Annotated in this window: 22 protein-coding genes, 2 tRNA genes and 5 pseudogenes; 11 read left to right on the top strand and 18 right to left on the bottom strand. The window is 59.4% G+C overall.

From position 1 onward, the window contains the following. Positions 1-34 precede the first annotated feature (34 nt). The 7 genes from C8024_RS16685 to C8024_RS16655 all read right to left on the bottom strand — a co-directional run bounded on the left by C8024_RS16685 (position 35) and on the right by C8024_RS16655 (position 8,632). On the bottom strand, positions 35-2,323 hold the full coding sequence (locus C8024_RS16685; protein ID WP_217272273.1) for a CHASE2 domain-containing protein: 2,289 nt from the start codon (positions 2,321-2,323) through the stop codon (positions 35-37). 34 nt (positions 2,324-2,357) lie between these two features. Beyond that, positions 2,358-3,677 (bottom strand): FecR domain-containing protein, encoded by a 1,320-nt coding sequence (locus C8024_RS16680; RefSeq protein ID WP_217272272.1) that lies wholly within the window; start codon positions 3,675-3,677, stop codon positions 2,358-2,360. A gap of 50 nt (positions 3,678-3,727) precedes the next feature. After that, positions 3,728-4,423, bottom strand: coding sequence for a response regulator transcription factor (locus C8024_RS16675; protein ID WP_173207241.1), 696 nt, complete (start codon positions 4,421-4,423; stop codon positions 3,728-3,730). A 452-nt stretch (positions 4,424-4,875) separates the two neighbouring features. Next, positions 4,876-5,595 (bottom strand): hypothetical protein, encoded by a 720-nt coding sequence (locus tag C8024_RS16670; protein ID WP_173207238.1) that lies wholly within the window; start codon positions 5,593-5,595, stop codon positions 4,876-4,878. A 4-nt stretch (positions 5,596-5,599) separates the two neighbouring features. Then, complete coding sequence (locus C8024_RS16665) at positions 5,600-7,207, bottom strand: bifunctional diguanylate cyclase/phosphodiesterase (RefSeq protein WP_173207235.1); 1,608 nt, start codon at positions 7,205-7,207, stop codon at positions 5,600-5,602. A gap of 162 nt (positions 7,208-7,369) precedes the next feature. Continuing rightward, a tRNA-Gln gene (locus C8024_RS16660) sits at positions 7,370-7,444 on the bottom strand. Positions 7,445-7,528: 84 nt separating this feature from the next. Continuing rightward, positions 7,529-8,632, bottom strand: a complete 1,104-nt coding sequence (locus C8024_RS16655) for a branched-chain amino acid aminotransferase (protein ID WP_173207234.1) — start codon at positions 8,630-8,632, stop codon at positions 7,529-7,531. Positions 8,633-8,734: 102 nt separating this feature from the next. Between C8024_RS16655 and C8024_RS16650 the strand changes: the two genes are divergently transcribed. Further along, a complete protein-coding gene (locus C8024_RS16650) occupies positions 8,735-9,247 on the top strand; it encodes a MarR family winged helix-turn-helix transcriptional regulator (RefSeq protein ID WP_100093758.1) in 513 nt (170 codons plus the stop codon). Between the two features lie 15 nt (positions 9,248-9,262). On the opposite strand, the gene C8024_RS16645 is transcribed toward C8024_RS16650, so the two are convergent. From C8024_RS16645 to C8024_RS20485, 4 genes and pseudogenes are all read right to left on the bottom strand, one after another. Continuing rightward, entirely contained in the window at positions 9,263-9,769 is a 507-nt protein-coding gene (locus tag C8024_RS16645; protein WP_173207231.1) for a YbjN domain-containing protein, read from the bottom strand. 140 nt (positions 9,770-9,909) lie between these two features. Then, positions 9,910-10,269 carry an accessory factor UbiK family protein gene (locus C8024_RS16640; RefSeq protein ID WP_173207228.1) on the bottom strand — a complete coding sequence of 120 codons (360 nt, stop codon included), beginning with the start codon at positions 10,267-10,269 and terminating at the stop codon, positions 9,910-9,912. Between the two features lie 47 nt (positions 10,270-10,316). Further along, positions 10,317-10,864 (bottom strand): annotated as a pseudogene (locus C8024_RS16635) (TspO/MBR family protein). Positions 10,865-10,890: 26 nt separating this feature from the next. Next, entirely contained in the window at positions 10,891-11,034 is a 144-nt protein-coding gene (locus C8024_RS20485; protein WP_217272271.1) for a hypothetical protein, read from the bottom strand. 88 nt (positions 11,035-11,122) lie between these two features. Here C8024_RS20485 and C8024_RS16630 point away from each other — a divergent pair. Further along, positions 11,123-12,936: pseudogene (locus tag C8024_RS16630) on the top strand (ABC transporter transmembrane domain-containing protein). 45 nt (positions 12,937-12,981) lie between these two features. Here the strand turns inward: C8024_RS16630 and C8024_RS16625 are convergent. The 5 genes from C8024_RS16625 to C8024_RS16605 all read right to left on the bottom strand — a co-directional run bounded on the left by C8024_RS16625 (position 12,982) and on the right by C8024_RS16605 (position 16,379). Next, positions 12,982-13,581, bottom strand: coding sequence for a hypothetical protein (locus C8024_RS16625; RefSeq protein WP_173207224.1), 600 nt, complete (start codon positions 13,579-13,581; stop codon positions 12,982-12,984). A 176-nt stretch (positions 13,582-13,757) separates the two neighbouring features. Beyond that, the gene (locus C8024_RS16620) at positions 13,758-14,210 is read right to left on the bottom strand and encodes a biopolymer transporter ExbD (protein ID WP_100093753.1); all 453 of its coding nucleotides are present in this window, start codon (positions 14,208-14,210) and stop codon (positions 13,758-13,760) included. A gap of 45 nt (positions 14,211-14,255) precedes the next feature. Continuing rightward, positions 14,256-14,777 carry a biopolymer transporter ExbD gene (locus C8024_RS16615; RefSeq protein ID WP_100093752.1) on the bottom strand — a complete coding sequence of 174 codons (522 nt, stop codon included), beginning with the start codon at positions 14,775-14,777 and terminating at the stop codon, positions 14,256-14,258. Positions 14,778-14,881: 104 nt separating this feature from the next. Further along, the gene (locus C8024_RS16610; RefSeq protein WP_100093751.1) at positions 14,882-15,643 is read right to left on the bottom strand and encodes a MotA/TolQ/ExbB proton channel family protein; all 762 of its coding nucleotides are present in this window, start codon (positions 15,641-15,643) and stop codon (positions 14,882-14,884) included. A gap of 79 nt (positions 15,644-15,722) precedes the next feature. Further along, positions 15,723-16,379: an energy transducer TonB gene (locus C8024_RS16605; RefSeq protein WP_100093750.1), complete on the bottom strand. Its 657-nt coding sequence runs from the start codon at positions 16,377-16,379 to the stop codon at positions 15,723-15,725. A 267-nt stretch (positions 16,380-16,646) separates the two neighbouring features. On the opposite strand from C8024_RS16605, the gene C8024_RS16600 reads away from it, so the two are divergent. The 4 genes and pseudogenes from C8024_RS16600 to C8024_RS16585 all read left to right on the top strand — a co-directional run bounded on the left by C8024_RS16600 (position 16,647) and on the right by C8024_RS16585 (position 18,866). Further along, positions 16,647-16,871, top strand: coding sequence for a hypothetical protein (locus C8024_RS16600; protein WP_173207221.1), 225 nt, complete (start codon positions 16,647-16,649; stop codon positions 16,869-16,871). A gap of 101 nt (positions 16,872-16,972) precedes the next feature. Next, the gene (locus tag C8024_RS16595) at positions 16,973-17,245 is read left to right on the top strand and encodes a hypothetical protein (protein ID WP_173207218.1); all 273 of its coding nucleotides are present in this window, start codon (positions 16,973-16,975) and stop codon (positions 17,243-17,245) included. Beyond that, entirely contained in the window at positions 17,161-17,481 is a 321-nt protein-coding gene (locus C8024_RS16590) for a hypothetical protein (RefSeq protein ID WP_217272270.1), read from the top strand. The genes C8024_RS16595 and C8024_RS16590 overlap by 85 nt, the downstream gene beginning before the upstream one ends. A gap of 87 nt (positions 17,482-17,568) precedes the next feature. Then, positions 17,569-18,866: pseudogene (locus C8024_RS16585) on the top strand (homoserine dehydrogenase). Here the strand turns inward: C8024_RS16585 and C8024_RS16580 are convergent. Then, positions 18,867-19,340 (bottom strand): hypothetical protein, encoded by a 474-nt coding sequence (locus C8024_RS16580; RefSeq protein ID WP_173207212.1) that lies wholly within the window; start codon positions 19,338-19,340, stop codon positions 18,867-18,869. Positions 19,341-19,402: 62 nt separating this feature from the next. Here C8024_RS16580 and glpX point away from each other — a divergent pair, with 62 nt between their 5' ends. The 3 genes and pseudogenes from glpX (at position 19,403) to C8024_RS16565 (ending at position 22,200) form a co-directional block, all read left to right on the top strand. After that, positions 19,403-20,392 (top strand): class II fructose-bisphosphatase, encoded by a 990-nt coding sequence (gene glpX, locus C8024_RS16575; RefSeq protein WP_173207209.1) that lies wholly within the window; start codon positions 19,403-19,405, stop codon positions 20,390-20,392. Next, positions 20,379-21,613 (top strand): annotated as a pseudogene (locus C8024_RS23710) (alpha/beta hydrolase). Before glpX ends, C8024_RS23710 begins: the two are co-directional and overlap by 14 nt. After that, complete coding sequence (locus C8024_RS16565) at positions 21,610-22,200, top strand: uracil-DNA glycosylase family protein (protein ID WP_173207207.1); 591 nt, start codon at positions 21,610-21,612, stop codon at positions 22,198-22,200. The pseudogene C8024_RS23710 and the gene C8024_RS16565 overlap by 4 nt, the downstream one beginning before the upstream one ends. Here the strand turns inward: C8024_RS16565 and C8024_RS16560 are convergent. Further along, positions 22,197-22,688 carry a flavodoxin family protein gene (locus C8024_RS16560; RefSeq protein ID WP_173207204.1) on the bottom strand — a complete coding sequence of 164 codons (492 nt, stop codon included), beginning with the start codon at positions 22,686-22,688 and terminating at the stop codon, positions 22,197-22,199. The two genes, C8024_RS16565 and C8024_RS16560, sit on opposite strands and share 4 nt — an antisense overlap. Positions 22,689-22,753: 65 nt before the next feature. Between C8024_RS16560 and recJ the strand changes: the two are divergent. Together recJ and C8024_RS16550 are read left to right on the top strand one after the other, a co-directional pair. Then, positions 22,754-24,518, top strand: a pseudogene (recJ, locus tag C8024_RS16555) (single-stranded-DNA-specific exonuclease RecJ). A 191-nt stretch (positions 24,519-24,709) separates the two neighbouring features. Beyond that, positions 24,710-24,784, top strand: a tRNA-Glu gene (locus tag C8024_RS16550). The last annotated feature ends 562 nt before the right edge of the window (positions 24,785-25,346 follow it).

The following is a 25,346-nucleotide window of genomic DNA, read 5'->3' as shown; positions in this document are numbered from 1 at the left end:
AGCACGGTCCGCACGCGTCAGGGCGTCGAGTGATTCACTCGTCCTGATCCTCGAGATCGGGGGCCAGCGGCAACAGCACGGTGAAGCAGGCACCACCATCACGGCGGTTCTCTCCCCTGATATGACCGCCGTGTCTGGCGATCACCTTGGCAACAAAATTCAAGCCCAGGCCGGCGCCCTTTATGGAGGAAGTCGCCATTCTGTCATCGCTCGCGAACCGTTCGAAGAGCTGGCCGAGTATCCCTTCGGATATGCCCTCGCCCTGGTCTGATATGGCAACCGAGACAAATGGCTCCCCGTCCAGTTCGGTGACCCGGATCGCTATCGTTACAAGGCCGTCATCCGGGCTATATTTGATCGCATTGTCGATCAGGTTGACGAAGGAGCGGTAGAGGCTTGAAGGCTCGACATGGACAAAGGCGCCATCCGACTGGTCATCGACTTCGCAGCGGATGCCCCGCGCATGTCCGAGGGGCCAGAGACTGTCGTTGGCCTCCTCGACCAGTTCCGCGAGCAATATATCCTCGCCGGAAAACTCGCTCGCGTCGATTCGTGCCAACCCGACGAAATTGTCCGCCAGCGCCAGGGTACGACGCGCATGCCCCTCGATCCGGCCGGTCGTCTCATCGCCCTCCCTGCCGTCCAGAAGCGCCAGAATCGCTGCCTGTGGTGCCCGCATGTCATGGGAGAGCAGTTGCAGCACCTCTTCCCGCTGCTGAGCGGCATTGGCCACTTCGGTGATATCGGCCAGATAATGGATATATCCTCTCAACAACCCCTCGTCCGACGCGACCGGCGCGCGCCGCATGGCGAAAATCCGGCCATCGCTTGAGGTAAATTCGACATAATCCTGCTTTGTCGGTCTGCTCTTCTGGTCGAGATAATCCTTCACCTCCTGCAAGTCGTCAGCCGAGACAAAGCGGTCGAGCATGTCGTCCAGAGCCAGATCCTGAGCCCCGTCTTCCATCCCGGTCTGTGCCAGCCGATTGACGAAGGTTACCTTGCCCCGAAGATCGGTGATGAACATCGGATCGGGCAGATTCCTGAGCGCATCGCTAATGAAGCGCCGCAAATCACGGACATGGGAAATCGCATGGGTCAGCTGTTCCGCCTGACCGGTGATCACATCGACAGGCCCGAGTTCCGTTCGCATGATCGGTATGTCGACCTTCGAGCGGCCGAAATGCTTCAGTTCGCCATCCATGAAATCGCTTGTCGCCTGCAAACGACGCCAGCCCCAGACGGGATATACGATCAAAACGCCCAGCAGGGCGGTCCCCGGCGCGAACCAGAGGGAGAAATGCATGAGCAGGGCACTGGCCAGCAATATCGTCAATATCAGGGAAAAGGAGACAATGATCGTGGTCCGCGGACGCCATCGCCAGAAACCGAGCAGCAATATCCAGACCGGCAACAGCGAAAGCAGCAGTTGCTGGATAAAGGAAATCGGCCGGATGAAATCATCGCGCACAAGCGTGCTGTACAGATTGGCCATGATTTCAACCCCGGCCAGAGTACCGCCATCACCCAGCGGGACGGGATATTGGTCGCCCATGCCGTTCGCCGTTGCACCGATCAATATGATCTTGTCCTGCACGAAGGCGGACGGGACCTGCCCGTTTGCCAGCGCGGCGTAGGATATCGACTGATAGGCACCCCGCTCTGCAAAGGGCATCAGCAGTCTTTGGTCGCAACTGACCAGCCGCGCAAAGGCCGGAGAGGCATTGCCCTCGACCGCCTGATAGATTTTCTCCATCAAATGGGGCCAGTCGGTCCCCGACGGCTTGTCGCCGAAGCACAGATTGGCCCGGCGAACGACCCCGTCAGTGTCGAACACGAGATTCACATGCCCCAGTCCGGTCGCAGCCTCGGTGAAAGGCGCAATCGGCTGTCTTACATCATAGGCCGCACCATTGCTGCCGGGGAACACGAAATGCAGCGGCAGGAACAGGTTGGTGAGTCCCGCCATCGCCTGCGCCAGTTCCTGATCCGCTCCGGATTCGCCGGGTTCGCTGAGCAGAATATCGAAACCAATGGCCTTCGGGTTGCCAGTCGCCAGCTGCTCGAACAGCTGCGCATGCCTTTGCCGCGGCCACGGCCACTGGCCAAAGGCGGCGAGACTGTCTTCATCGATCTCGACGATCAGGACGTCGGGCGAAGGGTCCGGGCGATCAATGCCGGACAGCTGGTCATAGACCAGATTGTCGAAGCGCGACAGGCTGTCCCAATAGCCCAGAGCCAATACCATGCAGGACGCCAGCAGGGCCACGGCCAGCCATTCCACAACCAGGCGCTGGCGCAATCTCATCGGCGCAAGCGCCATGTCGGGGAAACGGTCAAAAGCCGGGCCCGGACCGCTAGTTGGCCACGGTCAGTTTTTCGAATTCGGTCCATTTCTCGATCGCTTCCGGATCTTCGGGATCACTGGAAAACTGGATCACACCGACGCGCCAGTAATATTCGCCGTCCGCCAGATCCGACAGGGTGACGGTATCGGTCGACAGCCCCGCTTCATCAATGATCGGGACGGATGTCTTACTGTCTTTCAAGATCTGGAGCCGGTAGAATCTTTCTCCCTCGCCCTCGCCAAACCATTTGAAGCGATAGCCGAAATCGCCGGCATCGGCGCTGCCGCCCAGCGTGCTGAGCTGGCGCTTGAAGCTGTAGGTCGCGGGCATGCCCTCGAAGCCGTCCGCAGCAAGGGCCGTCAGCTTGGCAAAATAGCGTCCGTTCGGAAGCGTCGGCAGCGCCAGCTGCGTGCCCGACACCTGTGCTTCGGCGACAATATCCACAAATCCGGCATCGGAGGCGACGATGATCCGATAGCCGACGGCCGATGGGCCGGGTTCGACGGCGAACAGCAGTTCCGCCTCCGACTGCACTTTTGCCGGGTCCAGCAGTTCCGGCGGTGGCAGCAGTTCGGCCTTCGCCAGCGCTCCGCTCGCGGTCGCGGCCGCGCCGGTACCGGCCGGTATCGCCACCAGCGTCGCGCCGTTCAGGCTTTCGCCCGCAGCCACAACCACTTCGCCTTCAACCGTTTCGGAAAAGGCCGTGCCGGAAACGTCATCGACCCGGGTCCGATAGTCGGTGCCGCGGACGGCAGAGACCGCCACCGGGGTGCGGACACGATAGCGGTCCGCCTTTTTGTCCAGCGGTGCCACTTTCGATCTGATCCGCCCCTTGTCGACCGCGAGTTCATAGTCGATGCTGTCGGTCAGCAGGATATGACGCAGACGGGTGATCCGGACCTGGCTGTTGGACGGCAGGGACACCTGCGACCCGTCTTCCAGTTGCAGTGTCATGAAACTGCGCGCAGCGGTCCTGATATCGCTGCCCTCGCCAATGTTCATGCCGGCGACCGGCGCGCGGTTTTGTCCCCCCGAAGCGATCGAGACATTCCCGCGAAACGCGCTCAACCGTGCTTCGCTGGGGCGATATTTCAGCAGGGAGACCGGAATACGCAGCGATGTTCCGACCGGCATATTATGCGGATCGGCGATCCGGTTGAGTCGCTGGACGGCGACATAGTCGGACCATTTGCGCAAATATTTGTTCGCCAGGCTGGACAGGGTATCACCGCGTTTGAAAACATAGGTGATTTGCTCCGCATCGGATTTCTTCTGGGCAGCGGTTTCGCCGGGTGCGAAGGCCAGGGCGCAGATGCACAGCGCAACCAAAAGGCGAAGGCCCGATGAAGGAATCCAATTCCGGAATTCTTCAAACACTATTACCCTCCGTTACTGAACGTCTCCAATCTGTAGCCATAGCCGAAAACCGTGAAAATCCGAAACCCGTTTTCCGGTTTCAGCGAAAGCTTGGACCGAATCCGCGATACATGCATGTCGAGCGTCCGGGTCGCAAGATGCGCGTTGGTACGCCAGACGGTCTCCATGATATAGCGGCGCGACAATGTCCGGTCACGGTTGCGGAACATCAGATCAGTAAGTTCGAACTCTTTCGCCGTGAGCGCGATCTCCTCGTCGTCATGCCTGACCGTCTGCTCGATACGATTGAGCAGATAATCGCCATATTCAGCCGTGGTCTCCATGGCCGACGCGCCGCTGTTCCGCCGCAACAGGGCGTTGATCCGGGCGGCGATGACATTCTTGTCCTCCGGCTTGGTGATATAGTCATCGGCACCGGCATTCAGCGCATCGCTGATATCCTGCTTTGCCGAACGGCTGGTCATCATGATTACCGGCGGGCGATCCTCAACCGCGCCTTCCATCCACTGCAATATTTCCAGGCCATTTTTGCCCGGCATGTTCCAGTCGAGGATTACGAGGTCGAACGTATCGCGCAACAGAGCGTTGGACAGCGCCGTGCCATCGGGATAGCCGACATAGACATATCCCTGTGCTTCCACGATTTTTCCCAGAAACTCGATAATTTCCGAATCATCGTCCGCTATCGCAATTCGCATTTTAATTCTCCCAGCGGCCAACTAGCCTTGATACGGTAACATTGCTTTTAATCATCGCTTTATGATTTGGGTTTTACTATCATTTACAGAAGATTTACCAGAAGTTTGGATGCCTATTTACAACCGTTTACATATTCGCTTCTTGATCAGCGCCTGATCCGCACCCCCGCAACGCGACAAAGCGGGGATTTTTGGCGACATTCACCATAAATCGCATTCAGTCCGCTCCGGAAACCGAACGGACATGTTCCGGCTTCAAATTTACAAGTTCCACGATTTTCATTATCGGCTTCGAATGTCAGACACCGGATTGCCCCGATTACAACCAATCACGGCCAGCGCCTCCGGCCTGCTCCCGATACAATCGACGGGCAAAGCCAACAAATGCATGTCCCCGTTTACAAGACAGACAGGATCGACCGTGCAGCACCCGCGGACAGTATATCTGGCGGCTAGAATTCCCAATCGAGCTCCAGTCTCATCTGTACATCGGGCGTCTTGCCGGTCAGGGGAGCGAATATCGAAAATTCTACAGCCGGGACCAGGCCGCCTTCTTTCGGGGACATGCTGAACACGGGCCCCAGCCAATGCCTGCCCTTTGTCTCGCCGGATAGTTCGCCGCCGCTTTCCAGGCCCAGTGCATATCTGTCATCTATCGCATGATCCAGCCGGCCGACATAGCTGGCGGACAGTTCGGACCAGTCGCCCGGTTCCGCGGAAATAACCAGATTGCCGATGACGTCGATCTTCTCGCCGTCATGTTCGGCGATGATATAGGTTTCAAATCCAACATCGGCCGATCGATCGAAAATCAGCGAAGACTGAAAACCAAGGCCGACCGGAGCATCTTCGGGACTGATCAGCGCCAGTTTCGCCTGTACGCCAATTTCGGTCAAAAGAGCCGGTTCGCCGGATTCTTTCTCGAACTCGAATTCCAGCCCGACCGAGAGCGCATCGCTCAACCCATATTCTATTGTCGGAGCGAATTTCCATTCGCCCTTCGCGCCATTGCCAGCGGGAACAAATATTGTCTGGAACTCGATCTCCAACGCGTCTGCTTCAATCTCCAGCCCTTCGGCCTGATCGACCCGGCCTTCACCAGCCAGGGCCGGGCTGGCGCAGAGCAGAAGCACCGACGCCATCGCGGCGGAAAGGTTCGATCTCCGGGTCATATTTTCAAGCCGCTTTTTCGCCGTGCGGCTTGACCGAATCATCCTGCGGCTCGCCGCCGGTTTCCAAACGGCTACCGTCGGGCAGCGCCAGTTGCCCACCCCGGCTGGGCCGACCGTACAGAAAGCCTTGGCCGATATCACAGCCGGAATCCATCACGCTCTTCGCATTGTCGTAGGTTTCAATGCCTTCGGCGGTCACCTGCAGCCCAAGATTATGCGCCAGCGCGGTCACGGCGCGGACAATCGATTGCGAAGCGGAATTTGTTTCGATGCCATGGACAAAGGACCGATCGATTTTCAACTTGTCGAAAGGCAGTTCCGACAGGTGACGCAGCGAGGAATAGCCGGTGCCGAAATCATCCAGTGATATGTTGATACCCTGGTTTTTGAGCGACACGATAACATTGCGCGCGACGTCTAGATCACTGACCAATGCGCTTTCGGTAATTTCTATTTCAAGGCGACCCGGCGCCACGCCGACGTCGACCAGAGTCTGCAATATGCGTTCGACAAGCCACTCGTCGCCAAACTGGACGGGAGAAAGATTGACCGCAAAATGCAATCCGACCGGCCAGTTTTTCGCTTCAATCGCGGCCGCTTTCAATATCACGAAGAACAGATCCGATATCAGTCCGGTTTCCTCTGCGATGGTGATGAAATCGTCCGGCATGCGCATCGTGCCATCCGCCATATGCCAGCGGGCCAATGCCTCGAAGCCGAGAATTTCGCCGTCATAGAGATTGACCAATGGCTGGAAGAAAGGCCGGATTTCACCTTCGACAATGGCTGTGCGCAAATCGGTTTCGATCTTCGCCCGCTGGATCGCCGCTTGCTCCATACCGGCTTCGAAAAAGGCAATTTCATTGCGGCCGGTGCCCTTGCAGCGGTACATGGCTGCATCCGCCTGCGAGAAAAGACTGTCGAGCGGAGTATCGGGGACATCGGTTGTAACCACACCTATGCTCGCGCTCACCACAACCGACAGATCGCCCAGCAGAAAAGGCGTTTCGAAAACCTCCGACAGGGTTTCGACCTTGCGGATCAACTGGTCGCCAGCGGGAATGCCGCTGAGCATCGCGCAAAATTCATCGCCGCCTATCCGGCTGATCAAGCCGTCGTCTGCCACAGCGGCCTTCAATCGCTCGCCGACGGCCAGCAACAATTGGTCACCGGCCTGGTGGCCATAGAGATCGTTGACCGGCTTGAACCGGTTGAGATCAATCGCGAGCAAGGTGACAGGGGCGCTGTCAGCCTGTTTGAGCGCGGCTTCTATCACCATATTGGCTTTGCGGCGGTTGGGCAGTCCGGTCAGCGGATCGTGCAACGCCATCTCGTGCGCCTGCTTTTCTGCCAGAAGCCTGAGCTTGAGTTCCTTTTTGGCTTCCGAAAGACGGCGCGCGGCGAATATTCCCAGCGCAATCGGCAGCAACAGCAAACCGGTCAGGGCTTCGTCAATTTCCCAGTCCTCATGCTGCTCGACGAAATCGATGACATGGTCAAATGAATCAAAAGCCAGAGAAGCAGCCAGAATCACCAGATAGAGCAACAGGATGATCGCCAGATCACGCCGCGGTGCATATTCCTTGTCGGAAAATATTCTGCGAAAATCCAAAGACAGCTCCCGATACCGCGGCGCATCATGCCCGGACATTTAATTTACGGAACAGGAGCGGGAAATTAAGCCCTGAAGAGATTCCATTTCGGCAGATTGCGCGGGAAGTCGGCCAGCAAGGCTACGGAAACACGTGCCTGCGAACGCTCGGTGAAGAAAAGTTGGTTGGGGTGGCAGGATTCGAACCTGCGCATGGCGGCATCAAAAGCCGCTGCCTTACCACTTGGCGACACCCCAATATTGCCGGCCCTTGTTATCGGGCCGCGCTGGTGAACGGGCCTATTATCCAGTTTGCCCCCACGGGGCAAGAGGCAGTTATGCCTAAGCCTCGAACAATCTTTTGACCCAGCCATGCGGATCGGGGGCAACGCCGCGCTGGATGTCGACAAGCCGCCGGCGCAATTTTTCGGTCAACTGACCCGGACCGCCGCTGCCGATGGTGAATTCCCCCTCGGTGGACTTGACGGTGCCGACCGCTGTCACGACCGCCGCGGTACCGCAAGCGAAGGTTTCAACAAGCTTGCCGCTGGCCGCATCGGCTTCCCACTGGTCCATCGCATAAGGCTCTTCGACCACGCTCAGCCCTTCTTCGCGGGCCAGGGTGATGATCGAATCCCGGGTAATGCCGGGCAGGATGGTTCCGCCAAGCGGCGGGGTAACCAGCCGGCCGTCGTCCATCACGAAGAAAAGATTCATGCCGCCGAGTTCCTCGACCCATTTATGCTCGGCGGCATCGAGGAACACGACCTGGTCGCACTGTTTCTCGATGGCTTCGGCCTGGGCGACCAGGCTGGCGGCATAATTGCCGCCGCATTTGGCCGCGCCTGTGCCGCCGGGCGCGGCGCGGCTATATTGTTCGGACACCCAGATGCTGATTGCCGACGCGCCGCTCTTGAAATAGCCGCCGGCCGGCGACGCGATCACCAGATAGAGATATTCCTTCGCAGGGCGCACGCCGAGAAACACTTCGCTGGCGAACATGAACGGGCGCAGATACATCGAGCCGCCCTCGACCGAGGGGAACCATTCGCGGTCGATATCGACCAGTGCCTCGACCGAATCGAGAAACAGTTTTTCCGGCAGTTCGGGCATCGCCATCCGCCGGGCCGACGCCTGGAAGCGCCTGGCATTTTCTTCGGGGCGGAACAGCGCCGTCGCGCCATCGGCAAGGCGATAGGCCTTCATGCCTTCGAAAATTTCCTGGGCATAATGCAGCACCGAAGAGGCGGGATCCATCAGAATCGGCTCGCGCTTGGTAATCCGCGCATCATGCCAGCCTTCGGCTTCGGTATAGCGGATCATCGCCATATGATCGGTGAACAGGGTACCGAAACCCGGGTTCTCCAGAAGCTTCGCCCGCTCGCTGGCGTGCAGGGGGCTCGCGCTGGGCTCGAGATGAAATTCGAGGCTGGATGTATCTGCCATATACTGCCGCTTTCGCTGTTGTTCATGCCGACCATTGGAAGAATTGGAAGCATGTTTCAATTGCCTTGCAATCCCCTAATCAGCCTGTCAAGATACGTCAACATGACTGACGTATCTCGCCCCGCCATATCTCCCGGAGCCTCGCCGCTTTTCCTGCGCGAGGACGAGGTTCGGCGCGGTGTCGAGCTGCTTTATTTCGGCTATACCCGACTGACCAACGCGATCGACCAGGAGCTTGGGAAACAGGGACTGGGCCGGGCGCATCACCGGGCACTCTACTTCATTGCCCGGCAACCCGATCTGACCGTCGGCGAGCTGCTGAAACTGCTCGCAATCACAAAACAGTCGCTGGGCCGGGTGCTGAAGGAATTGCAGGACCGGGGCTTCATATTGACCTCTCCGGGCATCATCGACCGGCGCCAGAAATTGCTGCGCCTGACCGACAAGGGCGCCGCACTGGAGGCCGAATTGTTCCGGCAATTGCGCGAGAAGCTCTCGTCCGCCTATGTGTCTGCCGGACAGGAATCGGTGACCGGTTTCTGGCATGTTCTGGAGGGTCTGATTCCCGAAACGGACCGCAAGATGGTGTTCGACCTGCGCGGAGACAATGGCTGAAACCGGCCTGGCGGTTCAGGCTTCGCCGACCGTATCGACCATTGCGTGCTTGATCGCATCCTGCGGGCTCTTGTCACTCCACAGGACAAACTGGAAGACCGGATAGAAACGTTCCCATTCCTCGATCGCCAGATCGACAATTGTCTGTGCCTGGTCGAGCCCGAGCAGACCGCTGCCCCCGAGCAGGGTCGCGTGGCGGAAAAGCAATATATTATTGTTCGACCAAAGGTCGAAGTGGCCGAGCCAGAGCTGCTCGTTGATCAGGCCGAGCGTCTCGTAAATGACGGTGGTCTTCTCTTCCGGCACCCGGATTTCCGGTAGCAGCAGAATTTGCAGGACATGATCCTCGTTCCGCCAGATCGCGCGCATCTGGTAGCTGGTCCAGTTGCCCTTTATCTCGACCGACAGTTCGTCGTCGCCGACATGGTCCACCGCCCAGCCGCGCGCCTCGAAAAAGGCCGACAGCATGTCGACGGGCGGTGCTTCATCCTGATCAAGCTCTTCCCATTGGTCGTCAAGCATCGCGGTTCCAGATCCTTTGCAGATACAAGCCTAGTGGCCCACTCGCCGGATCAGGGCAAGGCAAGCAGACGCGCGTCGTCACATTGTTTGTGGGAACGCTGTGGATAATGAACCGCGATGCGATGCGGATCAACCGGGCTTCAGTCGCCTGTTTTGGGAGCCGCTGGCTTGCGGGCAGGCGCTTTGGCGGCGGCAGGCTTGCTGGCCGCCGGCTTGCGGGTGGCCGCGCGTTTCGCCGCCGGTTTCCGGGCCGGTGCCCCGGCGCCCTTTTCCAGCGCATCGAGACGTTTCTTCAACGCATCGGCCTCGGCGCGGGCCTTGGCCGCCATTTCCTTGACCGCTTCGAATTCGTCGCGCGAGACAAAGTCCATCCCGCCAAACCATTCCTTGGCCCGTTCTCTGGCGCTGGATTCGGCTTCGCGGCCGACGCCCGCCACGGTTCCGGCAAGCCCGTTCAGGACCTTGGAAATATCATCGAAAAAGCGGTTCTGGCTCTGCATGTCATTACACTCCGTCAGGGCCGGTTCCGGCCCGATAAAAATATTCTCTATATCTGGGTTCTCGCGGCCGGAACCACAAGGGTTTCCGCACCGGGATTCAACCATTCGATCTGCTTGTTGAGCACGGCGGCGAAACAAAGCCATGCCAGATAGGGCACCATCAGCCAGGCCGCAGCCTTGCGGACGCGGCCAAAGACAAGCGTTGTGCCCAAGGCCAGCAGGAAGATGATGACCAGCAGCCAGAAGGCGGCACCGACCTGATGCATGCCGAAAAACAGCACCGGCCAGAACAGGTTGAGCGCATATTGCAGAAGATACAGGATGATGGCCGGTCCGCGCAGGGCGCGCCGCGGGCATGAAGCACCATCGCAAAGGCGGTTCCCATCATCGCGTAGAGCAGGGCCCAGGCGGCACCGAATACCGGTCCGGGCGGTTGTGCATCCGGTTTGGTCAGGGCCTGGAACCAGCGATTTTCCTCACCCGAATTGGCAAACTGGCTGAAGGTAAAACCCAGGAGCACGGTGATCGGCACGACAAACAATATCCAGCGCAGCAAAGACATCCGTAATTGGCCTTTTGAAGCAATCTGATTCATGCGCGCATCATCCTTGATCGAAAATTTCACGAATCGTCCGGGCCGCTTTCCGCCCGAAGCCCTTTTGTTCTAACAATTTCCTGACATTTGACCAGCGTTAAGCCGCCCCAATAGCGGGACTGCCAATCGGGCTTATTGCCGGCCCCGCTCTTGGTATTGTCGACTATCATCGCCATCTTCCCTGTACGGGCGGTTCCGGGTAACAGCGGAGCAAAGCTTTGATTGTTAGAAATAGGACGGACTGCTAGGCGCTTTCTCATGAACGATAAAACCAATTCCGTCGAAAAAGACACCCCTCCCGCACCGCTCAAGAAAATCGGAAATCTGCGGATGGTGTTCGATCGCGCCATTGCTTATCCCAAGCAGATTGCCTTTGCGCTGCTGGCCCTTTTCGTGTCGGCTATGGCCACGCTGGCCATCCCCGCCGGCTTCAAGACCATCATCGACAAGGGCTTCATGGCCGGCAACGGAGACATCGCCCCCTATTTTCAGGGCCTGTTGGGCATAGTTGCTGTTCTGGCCGTAGCCACGGCCTTTCGTTTCTATTTTGTCAGCTGGCTCGGCGAACGGGTCGTCGCCGATCTGCGGCTTGCGGTACAGGCCAATCTGCTGCGCCTGGCACCGGGCTTTTTTGAAGAGAACCGGCCATCGGAAATTGCCTCGCGAATGACCTCCGATACAGCGATTATCGAACAGGTGGTGGGGACCACCGTGTCGGTCGCGCTTCGCAATATCGTCATCGGCATCGGCGGGATCGTCTATCTCTTCACGCTCGCCCCTGCTCTCACCGCCGGTCTGCTGATCGCCATCCCGGTAATCATATTGCCGATCGTGTTCATTGGCCGCAAGCTAACCAATGTCTCGCGCTCCAGCCAGGACCGGGTAGCGGATGTCGGCGCGATGATTTCGGAAGTTCTCGGCGCCATGAAAATCGTCCAGGCCTTCGGGCAGGAAAAGCGCGAGCACCAACGGTTCAGCGGCGCGGTGGAGTCCACATTCGATACGGCCAAGAGCCGGATCCGCCTGCGCGCGGCAATGACCGCGATCGTGATTGGCCTGATCTTCACCGGCATCACCATGTTGATGTGGCGCGGCGCCATCGGTGTGGCGGAAGGAAGTATTTCCGGCGGCACCATTGCTGCCTTCGTGATTACCGGCGGCCTTGTTGCGGGTGCCTTTGGCGCACTGACCGAGGTCTATGGCGATCTGCTGCGCGGCGCCGGTGCGGCGGGCCGGCTCGCCGAACTGCTGTCCGAGAAACCGGGCATTGCCGCGCCGGAACATCCAATTGCCCTGCCCGTGCCATCGCGCGGCCAGATTGCGTTCGACAATGTCACCTTTGCCTATCCGACGCGGCCGGACACGCTGGCGCTCAGCAATTTCTCCCTGACCGTGACGCCCGGCGAGACCGTCGCCGTGGTCGGACCGTCCGGTGCCGGCAAGTCCACCCTATTCCAGCTGGCCCAGCGTTTTTACGATCCGCAGAGTGGGTCCGTTCGCATCGACGGCGTTGCCCTGCCCTCGGCCGATCCGGCGGAGATCAGGCAGCGGATGGCGCTGGTGCCGCAGGAAACGGTTCTGTTTGCCGCCTCGGCCCGCGACAATTTGCGCTACGGCAAATGGGAAGCGACCGACGAGGAAATCTGGGAGGCGGCACGGGTCGCCAATGCCGAGAAATTTCTGCGCGCCCTGCCCGAGGGTCTGGACAGTTTCATGGGCGAAGCGGGCACGCGGCTGTCCGGCGGCCAGCGCCAGCGCATCTCCATTGCCCGCGCCCTGCTCCGCAACACGCCGATATTGTTGCTCGATGAGGCCACATCCGCCCTTGATGCCGAAAGCGAAAAGCTGGTGCAGGATGCGCTCGACCATTTGATGCAGGACCGCACCACGATCGTCATCGCCCATCGTCTCGCAACTGTCCGGTCGGCGGATCGCATCATCGTGATGGACGAGGGCAAGATCGTCGAGCAGGGCGACCACGACAGCCTGATCGCGAAAATGGCCTCTATGCCCGGCTTGCCGACCTGCAATTCAGCAGCGCGGAATCGAGCCGGTCCGCTATCACGTCCTGATCCGTTTCGCCGCTATGGCGGCAGTGCTGAAGGGCCCCGCCGTGCTTAATCCGCTCGCCGCGATTTTCGGAGACGGCGCCAGAGAAGATAGGCGAACAGATTAATCACCAGCAGGCTGGAAAGCGACGGGAGGACGGCGGCTGCGCCCGTCCCTTCCCCGAATGCCAGGCTGACGATGATTTTCAGAACGGTTCCGGCGTTGATCACCAGCAGACCAAGCCAGGGATTGCGCTGCCAGAAGGCGTAAAACAGCAAGAACAGAAATATCAGGACCGCGACGATCAACCCGAGGAGCGGCAACTTGCTTTCGTTCGAGAAAAAGAGGTCTGCCTCCCATTGCAGATATTCCCGGATCGCCGGATCAGTCGCCTCGGGAGCGGCAAACCAGAACAGGCTGGTCGCGAGCAGCAGCATGAAACCGAGCACATGCCAGACTTTCCGGCGATAGGCATAATAGGCAGCCGGGATGATGAACAAGGGTCGCGAATACCAGGAAAAGAGATTCTGATGCCGATCCCAGACCCATGCGCCCATATCCGCTCCGGACAAATAGGCGGATGCGAAGATGATGGCAGAATAAGCCAGAATCACGCCGATTATCCAGAGCAGGACCAAGTCTATTTTCGCTGATATGGTCTTTGTCATCGCTGGTCCTCCCCGCTACGGCTGCATGGGGTATATCCTGCGCGCAAATGCCTGGCGAGTTGCAATTTTCTCGCCCCCTTTTCTGGCAGAACGAAAGCCTGGCTGGTGTCGGGTCCGCACCATAAAAAGGGCCGCGATATTGCTACCGCGACCCCTGTAAATGCATTGCGTCGAACCTAGTTCGGCGGACGGCTCGCTTTGTTGAAGCTGCCATATTGCTCGTTGCCGACAAAACCGAATTTGGAGACGCCGCTTTCCTTGATCACTGCCAGCGTGCTGTCAGTGAACAGATAGGCGCTCAGCGGATCGGGCTGGAACTGCAATTCCGGCTCCGGAACCATCGATTTGGTCTGGGCGAGATATTGCCGCACCTGGTTCAGTGAAACCGGACTGTCATTCCAGATGATCTGGTTTGTCGCCGTAATCCCCAGGCGATTTTTGACCGGATCAATGATCGGTTGGTCCTGCGGGCTATCATCTGCAACCGGCAGATCGATTTTGACCGCGTGCGTTTGCACCGGGATTGTAATGATGAACATGATGAGAAGAACCAACAAGACGTCGATGAGCGGCGTCGTGTTCATCTCCATCATTGGCTCGCCATCATCTTTTCCGCCACTCATTGCCATTCGGGAGTCTCCTTAACCTTAAATATTACTGGCTGCCGGCCGAACTTATTCGACAGCGATCGGTGTGGAAATAAAGCCTACTTTCGCGAAGCCGGCGCGCTGCATGGAATAGATAGCGCCGCCGATGCACTTGTAGGGCGTGTTGATGTCGCCGCGGATGTGAACTTCCGGCATATCTTCCGGTGTCATATTCTCGACGCCGCCAAAGGATTCAATCTGGTCTTCCAGCTGCTTCACCGCCTTGCGGACCAGCTCGTTGGAATCAACCGGACTGGTGCCCCAATATACGCGGCAGTTTCCACCCGGCGTGGCGCCTGAATATCCTTCTTCGCCCGGATCGCGTCCAGCGGCATCCGTCGTGGTGATCGACAGCAGCACATTCTCTTTCTTCGTCGTGGTGACTTCGAAAGGAAGTACCGGAAGTTCGAGTTCTACGGTCTGGATAACCACGGGAACAGCGATCAGAAAAATGATCAGCAGCACCAGCATAACGTCCACGAGCGGGGTAGTATTAATATCGGATAGAGGAGTTTCCTCGCCGCTACCGCCCCCAACATTCATCGCCATAGGATTTTATCCTCTCAAAACTAAACATCTGAAGGAAGCGAAAGCCTCCTTGTCGTGCGTCGGCCGGGCTGCTGCGCCAATATGGCGAGCAACCCGCCTCCGGCTTATTTCTTTGCAGCAGGTGCAGCTGGTTTCGCAGCAGTCTTGGCAGCTGGAGCAGCTTTGGCAACTGGCTTAACGCCGCCGTCCGAAGCCATATAGCCGAGAACGTCGTTGGAGAATGCAGCCAGCTGTTCGGAGATACGCTTGTTGCGTCCCTGCAGCCAGTTGTACGCCAGAACGGCAGGAACAGCCACACCAAGACCCAGTGCGGTCATGATCAGAGCTTCACCAACCGGGCCAGCAACGGCGTCGATCGAAGCCTGGCCGGCGATGCCGATTTTGATCAGGGCGCGATAGATGCCGATAACCGTACCGAACAGACCGATGAACGGCGATGTTGCACCAACGGTTGCCAACCATGGCAGGCCGGTGGCGAGCTTGGACTTGATCAGATCCTGCGACCGTTCGATCGATCCGTGCAGCCAGTCATGCGCTTCAACCGGGTCGGTCAGCTTGGCGTGGTCGGCATCGGCCTTGATCGCGTCGTCGACGATCTGACGGTAGGCGGAATTCTTGTCGAGCTTGGCAGCGCCTTCCTTGAGGCTGCCGGCGCGCCAGAAAGTCGAACGCATCGCGGCGCCCTGCTTCATGACCTTATTCTGTTCGAACAATTTCGAAAACAGGATGTAGAAAGAAGAAACAGACATGATCGTCAGAATTGCCAGAACAGACCAAGCGATAACACCGCCCTGTTCCATTGCTTCCCAAAAACCGAAAGCGTTTTGTGGTGCTACCGGTGCAGCGGCCAGAATTTCAATCAACATTTTAACATTCCCCTCAGGATAAACTAATTGCAAAAAACTGTTGCAGGAAGGGCAGCTCTCGATGCCCTCCCCAATTACATTATTTCGGTATCTGCCAACGGACGGCGTTGGAGTAATAACCAGTCGTAGGATCGCCGTTCGCGTCCAGAGAAGGTCTGAAACGCGCACGCCGTGTCAGGTTTTTACAGGCAGCTTCGTCAAGATCAGCGTGGCCGCTGGAACCTGTGATCTGACAATTGGCTACCCGACCATTCGCACCGACGGTCAGCCGGAAACGCGTAGTCCCTTCACGTTCTTCACGCAGTGCCCGCGAAGGATAGTCATTCGCATTGGCCCAGTTCCCCGGATTACCACGCGGCTCGGGATCCGCCCGCTGTGGTGGCGGTGGAGCTGGTGGCGGTGCCGGAGGCGCAACAACCGGTGCCGGTGGCGGCGGTGCCGTCGGAACGGTCCGGATGACCGGCCGCGGTGCAACCACAGGAGCCACGATGGGCGGTGGTGTCACTACGGGAGGCGGCTCAATCGGCTGCTCTGGCGGCGGTGGAGGCGGCTCGTCCGGCTCTTCCGGTGGTTCTTCTTCATCAATGTCAATCATATCCAGCTGCGTCGCAACCTTCTTGACGGCAGTATAGGCTAGCCCAGTGACCAGCGCATAGCCAAGTAACAGGTGAATGATTACGACAAGAACGATCGATATGATCTTGTTCGAACTCATCTCTTGGTCAGCATAAGCCATTCAGAAATGTAACTCCTTTTTCCCCATCACAAGGTAGTATACTCCATTGCTGAAGTTCCAGACAAAGGCCGAGAGGTTTTGGAAACCATCGCGACCCTTATTATCCCCATGACAACTTTTCGTTCGCTTGAAAGCCATCTTAAATTTGTTTTAACGTGCTAGTTCCACGCAGGCAATCGCTTTGTTGGTTCAGGGTCGATTAAGCTGTTAAAGACCTAAATTGAGGCTAAAAACTGCCATCCTTAAATTGCTGAGTCAGGGAAAATCATGCGCTTGTTAACGATATTCGCCGCCACGCTATTTTTCTCTCAAATCACGGGCGTTCCAGCTTTTTCTCAGGTTTTCGACGATGGTGACACACTGCAATATGCCGACCTCGCCGACCTCAGTTCGGACGCATCCATCATCGCCCATGTAACGGTTAAAAAAGCGATTAAAGTCGACCCCGAAAGGCCCCAAATGCACCGCCTAACACGCAGCGTTTTTATATAATTGCATCGACCAACGCCCTGATTCGCGGCGATGGCGGCGTCGGCGAAACGATTCGTTATGTCATAGATTTGCCGCTGGATGAACGCGGGCGGGCGCCAAAGGTGAAGAAGAAGCCTTTCATCATATTCGGCCGCCGCGCACCGGGCGGGGGCGACAATGTACAACTGACCGCAAAGGACGGCCAGATCGCCTGGACGGCCAGCCGCGAGCAGCGCGTCCGCTCGCTGGTCCGCGAACTGGTTGCCTATGACGCGCCCCCGCGGTCTCCCGGATCGCCAGCGCCTTTCACGTGCCCGGCACCATCATCGGCGAGGGCGAAACGCAGATCTTCATGGAAACCGAAAACGGCTCCCCGATCTCGATTACCGTTCTGAAACGGGCGGGCCAGCAGAAATTCTGGGCCGTCTCGCTGGGCGAGATTGTCGACGAAGCCGCGCGCGCGCCGGTCAGGAACAGCCTGCTCTGGTACCGGCTGGCCTGCTTCCTGCCCCGGCAGTTGCCGGGCAGCGCTTTGGCCAGCGATTCACCCGCCAATGCGCGGCAGGCCCGCAGCGATTACCAGATGGTGCTCGACGATCTCGGCAACTGCCCCAGATCACGACAGCCCTGAGCCGACCCAACTTATACTGGTATTCGCCCAAGGCGGCGCTAATAAGGCGCCAGCAAATTCACCTGAATCGCAAAGAGGCTTATTACCATGACTGCTCCGCTACGCATCGCGCTCGCCGGACTGGGTACCGTCGGCACCGGCGTTATCCGGCTCATTGAAGAAAATGGCGCCATGATCACGCAACGGGCCGGTCGTCCGATCGTGGTAACCGCCGTTTCTGCCCGCGACCGCAACCGCGACCGCGGCGTTGATCTGGCTCCTTATATATGGTGCGACAAAACCGAAGATCTTGCGTCGCAAAATGATGTCGATTGTGTGGTCGAACTGATCGGCGGATCGGACGGCACGGCGCTGGATCTTGCCCGCAAGAGCCTGGCCGCGGGCAAGTCGTTCGTCACCGCCAACAAGGCGATGATTGCCCACCACGGCATGGAACTGGCGCAGACGGCGGAAAATTCGAATCTCTCGCTGCGCTATGAGGCCGCAGTGGCCGGCGGGATCCCGGTGATCAAGGGATTGCGCGATGGCGCCTCGGCCAACCGGATCGAGCGCGTCTATGGCATTCTTAATGGCACCTGCAATTATATCCTCACCGCGATGGAAAACACGGCCACGCCTTTGACGATGTTCTGAAGGAAGCGCAGGAAATCGGCTATGCCGAAGCCGATCCCAGCTTTGACATCGACGGCGTCGATGCCGCCCACAAACTGGCCATCCTGGCGGCCTTGTCCTTTGGCAAGGCGCTCGACTTCGACGGCGTCGAGATCGACGGCATCCGCCATATCATGGCGGCGGACATCGGTCAGGCCAAGGCTTTGGGCTATCGCATCCGCCTGCTCGGCATGGCCCGGATCGATGACGGAAAACTGTTCCAGCGGGTCAATCCCTATCTGGTCCCCGAAAGCCATCCGCTGGCCCATATCGAAGGCTCCACCAACGCGGTGGTTGCCGAGGGCAATTTCTCCGGTCGCCTGATGTTCCAGGGTGCCGGTGCCGGCGAAGGGCCGACCGCTTCCGCCGTCGTCGCTGATCTGATCGATATTGCGCGCGGCGATGCCGGGACCGTCTTTGCCGCACCCGCCAGCAAGATGGAGCCCTGCGAGCGCGCCGAGAGCGGCAACCGCATCGGCAAAAGCTATGTCCGCTTCATCGTGGCCGACAAGCCGGGCGTATTGGCCGAGATCACCGCCGCCATGCGCGATGCCAATGTGTCGATCGAAAGCCTGATCCAGACGGCCAAGACCGACGAGGGATCGGTGCTGATCTCCATGGTCACCCACGACAGCCGCGAACGGAATGTCTCGGAAAGCCTCGCGGCGCTTTCGAGCTCGACCAGCTTGCAGGCGGAACCGGTCGTGATGCATTTGCTGAGCGATCAGGACTGATCAGTCGGGCGCTTCCGGTACCAACGGCTTGATCAGCGCCTGCTGGACATAATCCTCGTCCGGAATGTCCGGAGAGACGACCTGCCACAGACGCGCGGCAGCGCCGCCAACGCCACCGCCCGACCCGACGGTCAGCAGCGACACGCCCTGGAAGCAATTGCGTTCGTCCATAGTGACATAACAGCGCCCCTGCTGGACGATCGCCGGATTGCCTTTCGGAAGCGGCTCGCGAATCCTTTGTCCTGCAACCGTGGCCAGTTCCGGGAAGGGCAACCGTTGCAACCGGTCAATTTCGGGCGTGCCGCAAACCACGATTTCGTCGCTGGAACGGTAGACAAGACAGCCATCGGCATCGACCGCTGTCAGTTTTCGGGCATTGTCCAGAATTTCAGCGGTCCGCTCCGCTGGTATCTCGTCCTGCGCCAGCGCAGCAGACGATATCAGCAAAAGGATCAGTATAACCTGTCTCGACATTGCAATATCGCTCCCCTATCGAGAGTCCAAATTTGCACCTTATAGAAGGACTGATCGATAATATGCCACAAGCAAGCGACATATTGGACCGCGTACTGGTCATGGAAATGGTACGCGTTACCGAAGCAGCCGCCATATCGGCCGCCAATCTGATTGGCCGCGGCGACGAGAAAGCGGCCGATGCCGCTGCCGTCGAAGCGATGCGCGCGGCGCTGAACGAGCTGGATATCTGCGGCACGGTCGTGATCGGCGAAGGCGAACGCGACGAGGCACCGATGCTGTTTATCGGCGAGAAGGTCGGACGCGGCTGCGAAGGTGAAGCGCCTGCGATCGATATCGCGCTTGATCCTCTGGAAGGCACGACGATCACCGCCAAGGCAGGCGCCAATGCGCTGGCCGTTTTGGCCATTGCGGAAAAGGGCAATCTGCTGAACGCGCCTGACGTCTATATGGACAAGCTTGCGGTCGGCCCCGGCTATTCGCCCGATATTATCGATCTCAACAAGTCGGTGACAGAGAATGTGTCTGCCGTTGCCAAGGAAAAGGGCGTCGAGCCGGCCGAAATCATCGTCTGCGTTCTGGATCGTCCGCGGCACGACAAGATCATCGCCGAACTCCGCGAAATCGGATGCGGCATCATGCTGATCCCGGACGGTGATGTTGCCGGCGTGATCGCCACCACGGACGAAGACACGACCGTTGACATGTATATGGGCAGCGGCGGCGCGCCCGAAGGCGTGCTCGCGGCAGCCGCGCTGCGCTGCGTCGGCGGCCAGTTCAAGGGCCGTCTGCTATTCCGCAACGACGACGAGCGCCAGCGCGCCTATAAATGGGGCATCGAGGATCTCGACAAGGTCTATGACCTGAAGGAACTGGCCAAGGGCGATGTGATCTTTGCCGCGACCGGCGTGACCCACGGTTCGCTGCTGGAAGGCGTCAAGAAATTGCGCGGCGGCAAGATGACCACGGAAAGCGTCGTGATGCGCGCCTCCTCCGGCACCGTGCGCTGGGTGAAGAGCGAGCATCGCGAAACTGAGAATGACCATCGCTAGCCTGCCGTCACCGAAGCGTATCGCGGCCAGGGCCAGATGGGCGATTCTTGCGTTGCCCTGGCTGATTGCCGGATGCGTGACGCCGGTGGAATATGGGGACATAGCCCATTCCGCCTATGTCGCCCCGGAGCGGTGCAATCCCAAGCCGGATGATGCGGCCGATGCTGGTGACAAGCCGTTTTTCTTTGTCACCAGCCGGCTGCCCGACTGCCTGACCGAAAATATCCGCCTGCTGCACCATCGCGGCGACAAGGTCCGCTATGGCCGCTTTGCCGGACCGCAGGAGGTCGAGCGGGAGCCCGGCAAGACAACCCGCAGCATCCCGTTCGGCTTTTCCGATTCGCAACAATGGTGGGCCAGTCTGGCCGCCAGGATGCAGGCAGCGGACGGCCGCGTGCTGCTCTACGTCCACGGCTATCGGGAAACTTTTTTCACCAGTTCGCGCGACACCGACCAGATCGTCCGGCTGACCGGTTTCACCGGTCCGGCTATCCAGTATAGCTGGCCGTCGCAGGGCGCCTGTTCAAATATCCGGTGGACGAAACCAACATGTACTGGGACGAGCGCAATTTCCGCAAATTCCTGATGCAGCTGGCGCAGCTGGAGACGACAAAGGAAATCGTGCTGATTTCCCACTCGCTCGGCGCACGGCTGGTACTGCCCTCGGTGGAATATGTCGACCGCAATGTTTCGACCAGCGATTCCAGCGTCATTTCGAATATCATCCTCGTCTCCCCGGACGTCGACACCCAGGATTTCGAGCGCGATATTGCCGAAGAAATCTTGTCCGACCGGCGGGTTCGCAACGACCGGCGTATCACCGTTTACGCATCGATCAAGGATCGCGCCCTGTCGCTGTCCGATGATATTCACGGCTATCCCCGGCTCGGCTATCCGCGCTGCTTCAGTCCGTTCGAGGCCGCAGAACTCGAGACCCGCGGCCTGCCCGAGCGCTGCTATGCGGCGCATCCGAAATATGCCGAAGCGGTCGACAAGGCAGCGCTTACCATCATCGACACGACCGCCGTCAGCCGGGGCCGCACCGGCCACAGCAACTATCTGCAAAGCGCGCCAGCCTGCCGCGATTTCGCCGCCGTCGTCAAAGGTGTGAGGAAACCGGACGGGCGGGATCCGACCCATCTCGGCCATGTCTTCGTCCTGCCGCCGATCGCCAAGGACGAGAAGCCCGACCATCTGGCGATTTGCCGCCGCAAGGAATGACGAGCCGACCACCCGACGCGCTGGCCGGCCTGCTGGATGAAATCCGCGCCTGCACGATTTGCGCCGGCCTGCCGCTCGGTCCCAAACCATTGGTGCAGGCGGACAGCAGCGCGCAGATTCTGCTGGTCGGACAGGCGCCGGGCAGCAAGACCCACGAGAAAGGCCGTCCGTTCGACGATGTCAGCGGCAAGCGGCTGCGCGACTGGCTGGGCGTGACCGGAGAGCAATTTTACGACCCGCGCCTGTTCGCGATCGTGCCGATGGGATTCTGCTTTCCCGGCAGCGGCAAGGGCGGCGACATGCCGCCACGACCGGAATGCGCGCCGGCCTGGCGCAAGCCGCTATTGGAGGCGTTACCGAACATCAAGCTGACACTGGTACTTGGCCAATATGCGATGAAATGGCATCTGGGAGAGCGCAAATCACGCACGCTCACCGAAACGGTCAAACGCTGGCAGGAATTCTGGCCGGAGCTATTGCCCCTGCCCCATCCCAGCCCGCGCAATATCCGCTGGTTCAAGGCCAATCCCTGGTTCGAGACAGATGTGATTCCGGTGTTGCAGGATCGCGTGCGCGAACTGATCTAGAATATACCCATGGCGAGGCCTGCCGATAACGTGGCACCCGTCTCGGCACATCGCTGGCGGTCGGTTTCGGAAATCGTTTTCGGTGCCAATATCTGCTCTTCGGTCTGCGCATGGGTGCAGACTATGAGGCTATCGATGACTTTCTTGAGCCGCCAGCCTGTGGCGATGCGCTCCAGCTGTTTCTGTGCATTCTCGCCATCCGATCCGGCGCAGATCATCGCCGCATAGGGGCGGCCTTCGATCTTCCCGAGCAAGGGATAATAGCAGCGATCGAAAAAAGCCTTCATCACCCCGGCAATCGCCGCCAGATTTTCCGGCGTCGCGAAAATATAGCCGTCGGCGGACAGCATATGCTCCGGCTGGCAGTCTTCCGCGCGCAGGACGTCTATTTCGATGCCATCCTCACCCTGCCCGGCCGTGGCCGCGGCCTCGACCATCTGCGCGGTGCCGCCGGTATAGCTGTAATAGACGATCAGAAGCTTTTTCATGCCTCTCTCCCTAGCAAGCAACAGACCGATTGTCAGCGCCGCTGCTTTGACGCATAGCACCGGCCATGAGTGCAGTATTGAATGTAGAAAAATCCCTGTCCGGCCAGAGCTGGCGCTGGCGCAGCACCAGCGCCGACGCGCGCGATCCGGGTTTCCAGCCCGATGATCTGGTCACCCAGTTGCTGCTCGCGCGCGGCGCCAGCCGGGAAACACTCGCGGTCAACCGCGACCCGACGATCCGCGGCTTCATGCCCGATCCCTCGGTTTTCAGGATATGGATAAGGCGGCGGACCGCCTGGCTCTCGCCATCAAAAATCAGGAAAAGGTCACGATATTCGGCGATTATGACGTCGATGGCGCGACCAGCGCGGCGCTGCTGATCCGGCTGCTGCGCGAGCTTGGGCTGGAAGCGGGCTATTATATCCCGGACCGGCTGATGGAGGGCTATGGGCCCTCGGGCGAGGCTCTGGTCAAGCTGGGTGAGCAGGGCAGCAATCTGGTGGTTACCGTCGATTGCGGGGCAATGGCTTTTGAAGCGCTCGACATGGCGCACCGGGCCGGTGTCGAGGTGATTGTCGTCGACCATCATAAATGCGCGGTGGAGCTGCCCAAGGCGCTCGCACTGGTCAATCCCAACCGGCTGGACGAAAGCGACGCCGGTGCGGAACATGGTCACCTTGCCGCCGTTGGCATGGCCTTTCTGCTCGGCGCGGCGCTGGTCCGAACGCTGCGCAACCAGGGCTTTTTCAAGGGACGGGCCGAGCCGAAACTGCTGGAGCTGCTCGATATTGTCGCCCTCGGCACGGTCGCCGATGTCGCTCAGCTGCGCGGCCTCAACCGCGCCTTTGTCGCCCAGGGCATCAAGGTGCTGGCCGGAAGGCAGAATATCGGTCTGTCGGCGCTGATCGACGCCAGCCGGCTGAAGCGCGCGCCGATCTGCTCGGATCTCGGCTTTGCTTTGGGTCCCCGGATCAACGCCGGCGGACGGGTCGGTAAATCCGATCTCGGCGTCCGGCTGCTGATCACGCAGGACCCGGAGGAAGCGCGGAGCATCGCCGCCGAGCTCGACCATCTCAACCAGGAACGCCGCGCGATCGAGGCGCATGTGCTCGAAGAAGCCGAAGCGATGTGCTCCGCCCAGCAGAACCAGGCGGTGGCGGTGCTCTCGGCCAAGGGCTGGCATCCCGGCGTCATCGGTATCGTTGCCGGGCGGATCAAGGAGAAGCTGAACCGGCCGGCGATCATCATCGCGCTGGACGAAGAGGGCATCGGCAAGGGATCGGGCCGTTCGGTTTCGGGTGTTGATCTGGGCGCTGCGATCATCGCGGCCAAGGACAGCAGCTTGCTGATCGCCGGTGGCGGTCACGCCATGGCGGCGGGCGTCACGGTCGCGGCGGACAAGGTCGACGCCTTTTCCGAATTTCTCACGACCGGCTCGCCGGCAGTGTCGGCAAGGCGCAGGACGGCAAGGCGCTGCTGCTCGATGCGGTGCTGTCGCCCAAAGGCGTCAATCCGACGATGGTCGAGGCGATGGACGGCGCCGGCCCCTATGGCATGGGCTGGCCCGCGCCGCGCATCGCCACCGGCCCGGTGCGAATCATCAAATGTGATATTGTCGGAACCGACCATGTGCGGATGATCGTCGGCGGCGATGACGGCGCGTCGATCAAGACCATCGCCTTTCGGGCAGCGGAAAGCGATCTTGGCCAGACGCTGCTCAACGCGCCGAGAGGACGGAAATTGTGGATCGCCGGCCGCGCCAAGATCGATGACTGGGGCAGCCGCCCGTCGGCGGAAATCCATCTGGAAGATGCCGCCTGGGCCGATTGAGCGGGTCAGGAGCGCGGGAACGGGCGGTGCCACCGGCCGGATCGACCGCACTGCTGGCGGCCCTAAAGACAAAGAGTTACGGGCGGTCCGCCACGGCACCGGAAAATAGCCCGAAATTTCCGGCGAAAAGAGGGTTGACCTATGCCGAGCGCCCCCCTAATGGCCGTGGCTCGCTGACCAGCAATTGGTATGGCCCCTTCGTCTAGCGGTTAGGACGCGGCCCTTTCACGGCTGAAACACGGGTTCGATTCCCGTAGGGGTCACCATCAATTTCCACGGATAACCAAGGTTGTGGAAATTGAGTGGATCGGCACTCCCGATTCGTCAAAATTTGTCCCAATTGGTTAGCCTCTTGCAAGTTGCCCGCGCGATATTTCCGGTCATGCCTGCTGACAGGCGATTATTTGTGCGGGTGGAGAAACCTTTCTCGACGGGTGTGACCGCCGGAACGGCAGCTTCTGATTATCATCGCGACAGCGCGGAGGCTGCCTGATTTCCGGCATCTTCTGATTCCGAGGATGCCTATAGCCCGCCGAACGGCCGGACAATGGGAAGCCGATCACCTGGCGCGTTCGCGAAAATGGGAATAGGGACAGCTGGACTGCTTAGAGCCGCTTCGCCTCAAGCTCTTTCTATCCTGATAGGTGAAATAATATCGGCTTTCGGGTCCCGTCAATCTGCCGATATGGGCAAAGATTCCTCGATATGATCGGGCATGAAATGGGTGAAAACCGGAATTGCAACTGCCCGATCCTGTCCCAATTACCCGCCACCGCCTCTCGCGAGGGAATCAAGGGATATTTCTTTTGCGGAGGCGGGCAACCGGCC

Origin of the sequence: Sphingopyxis sp. BSNA05, assembly GCF_013265645.1 — a bacterium.
Classification (GTDB): Bacteria; Pseudomonadota; Alphaproteobacteria; order Sphingomonadales; family Sphingomonadaceae; genus Parasphingorhabdus.
The sequence above is the reverse complement of the archived record's forward strand: the minus strand, read 5'-3'. Positions and strand labels throughout refer to the sequence as shown.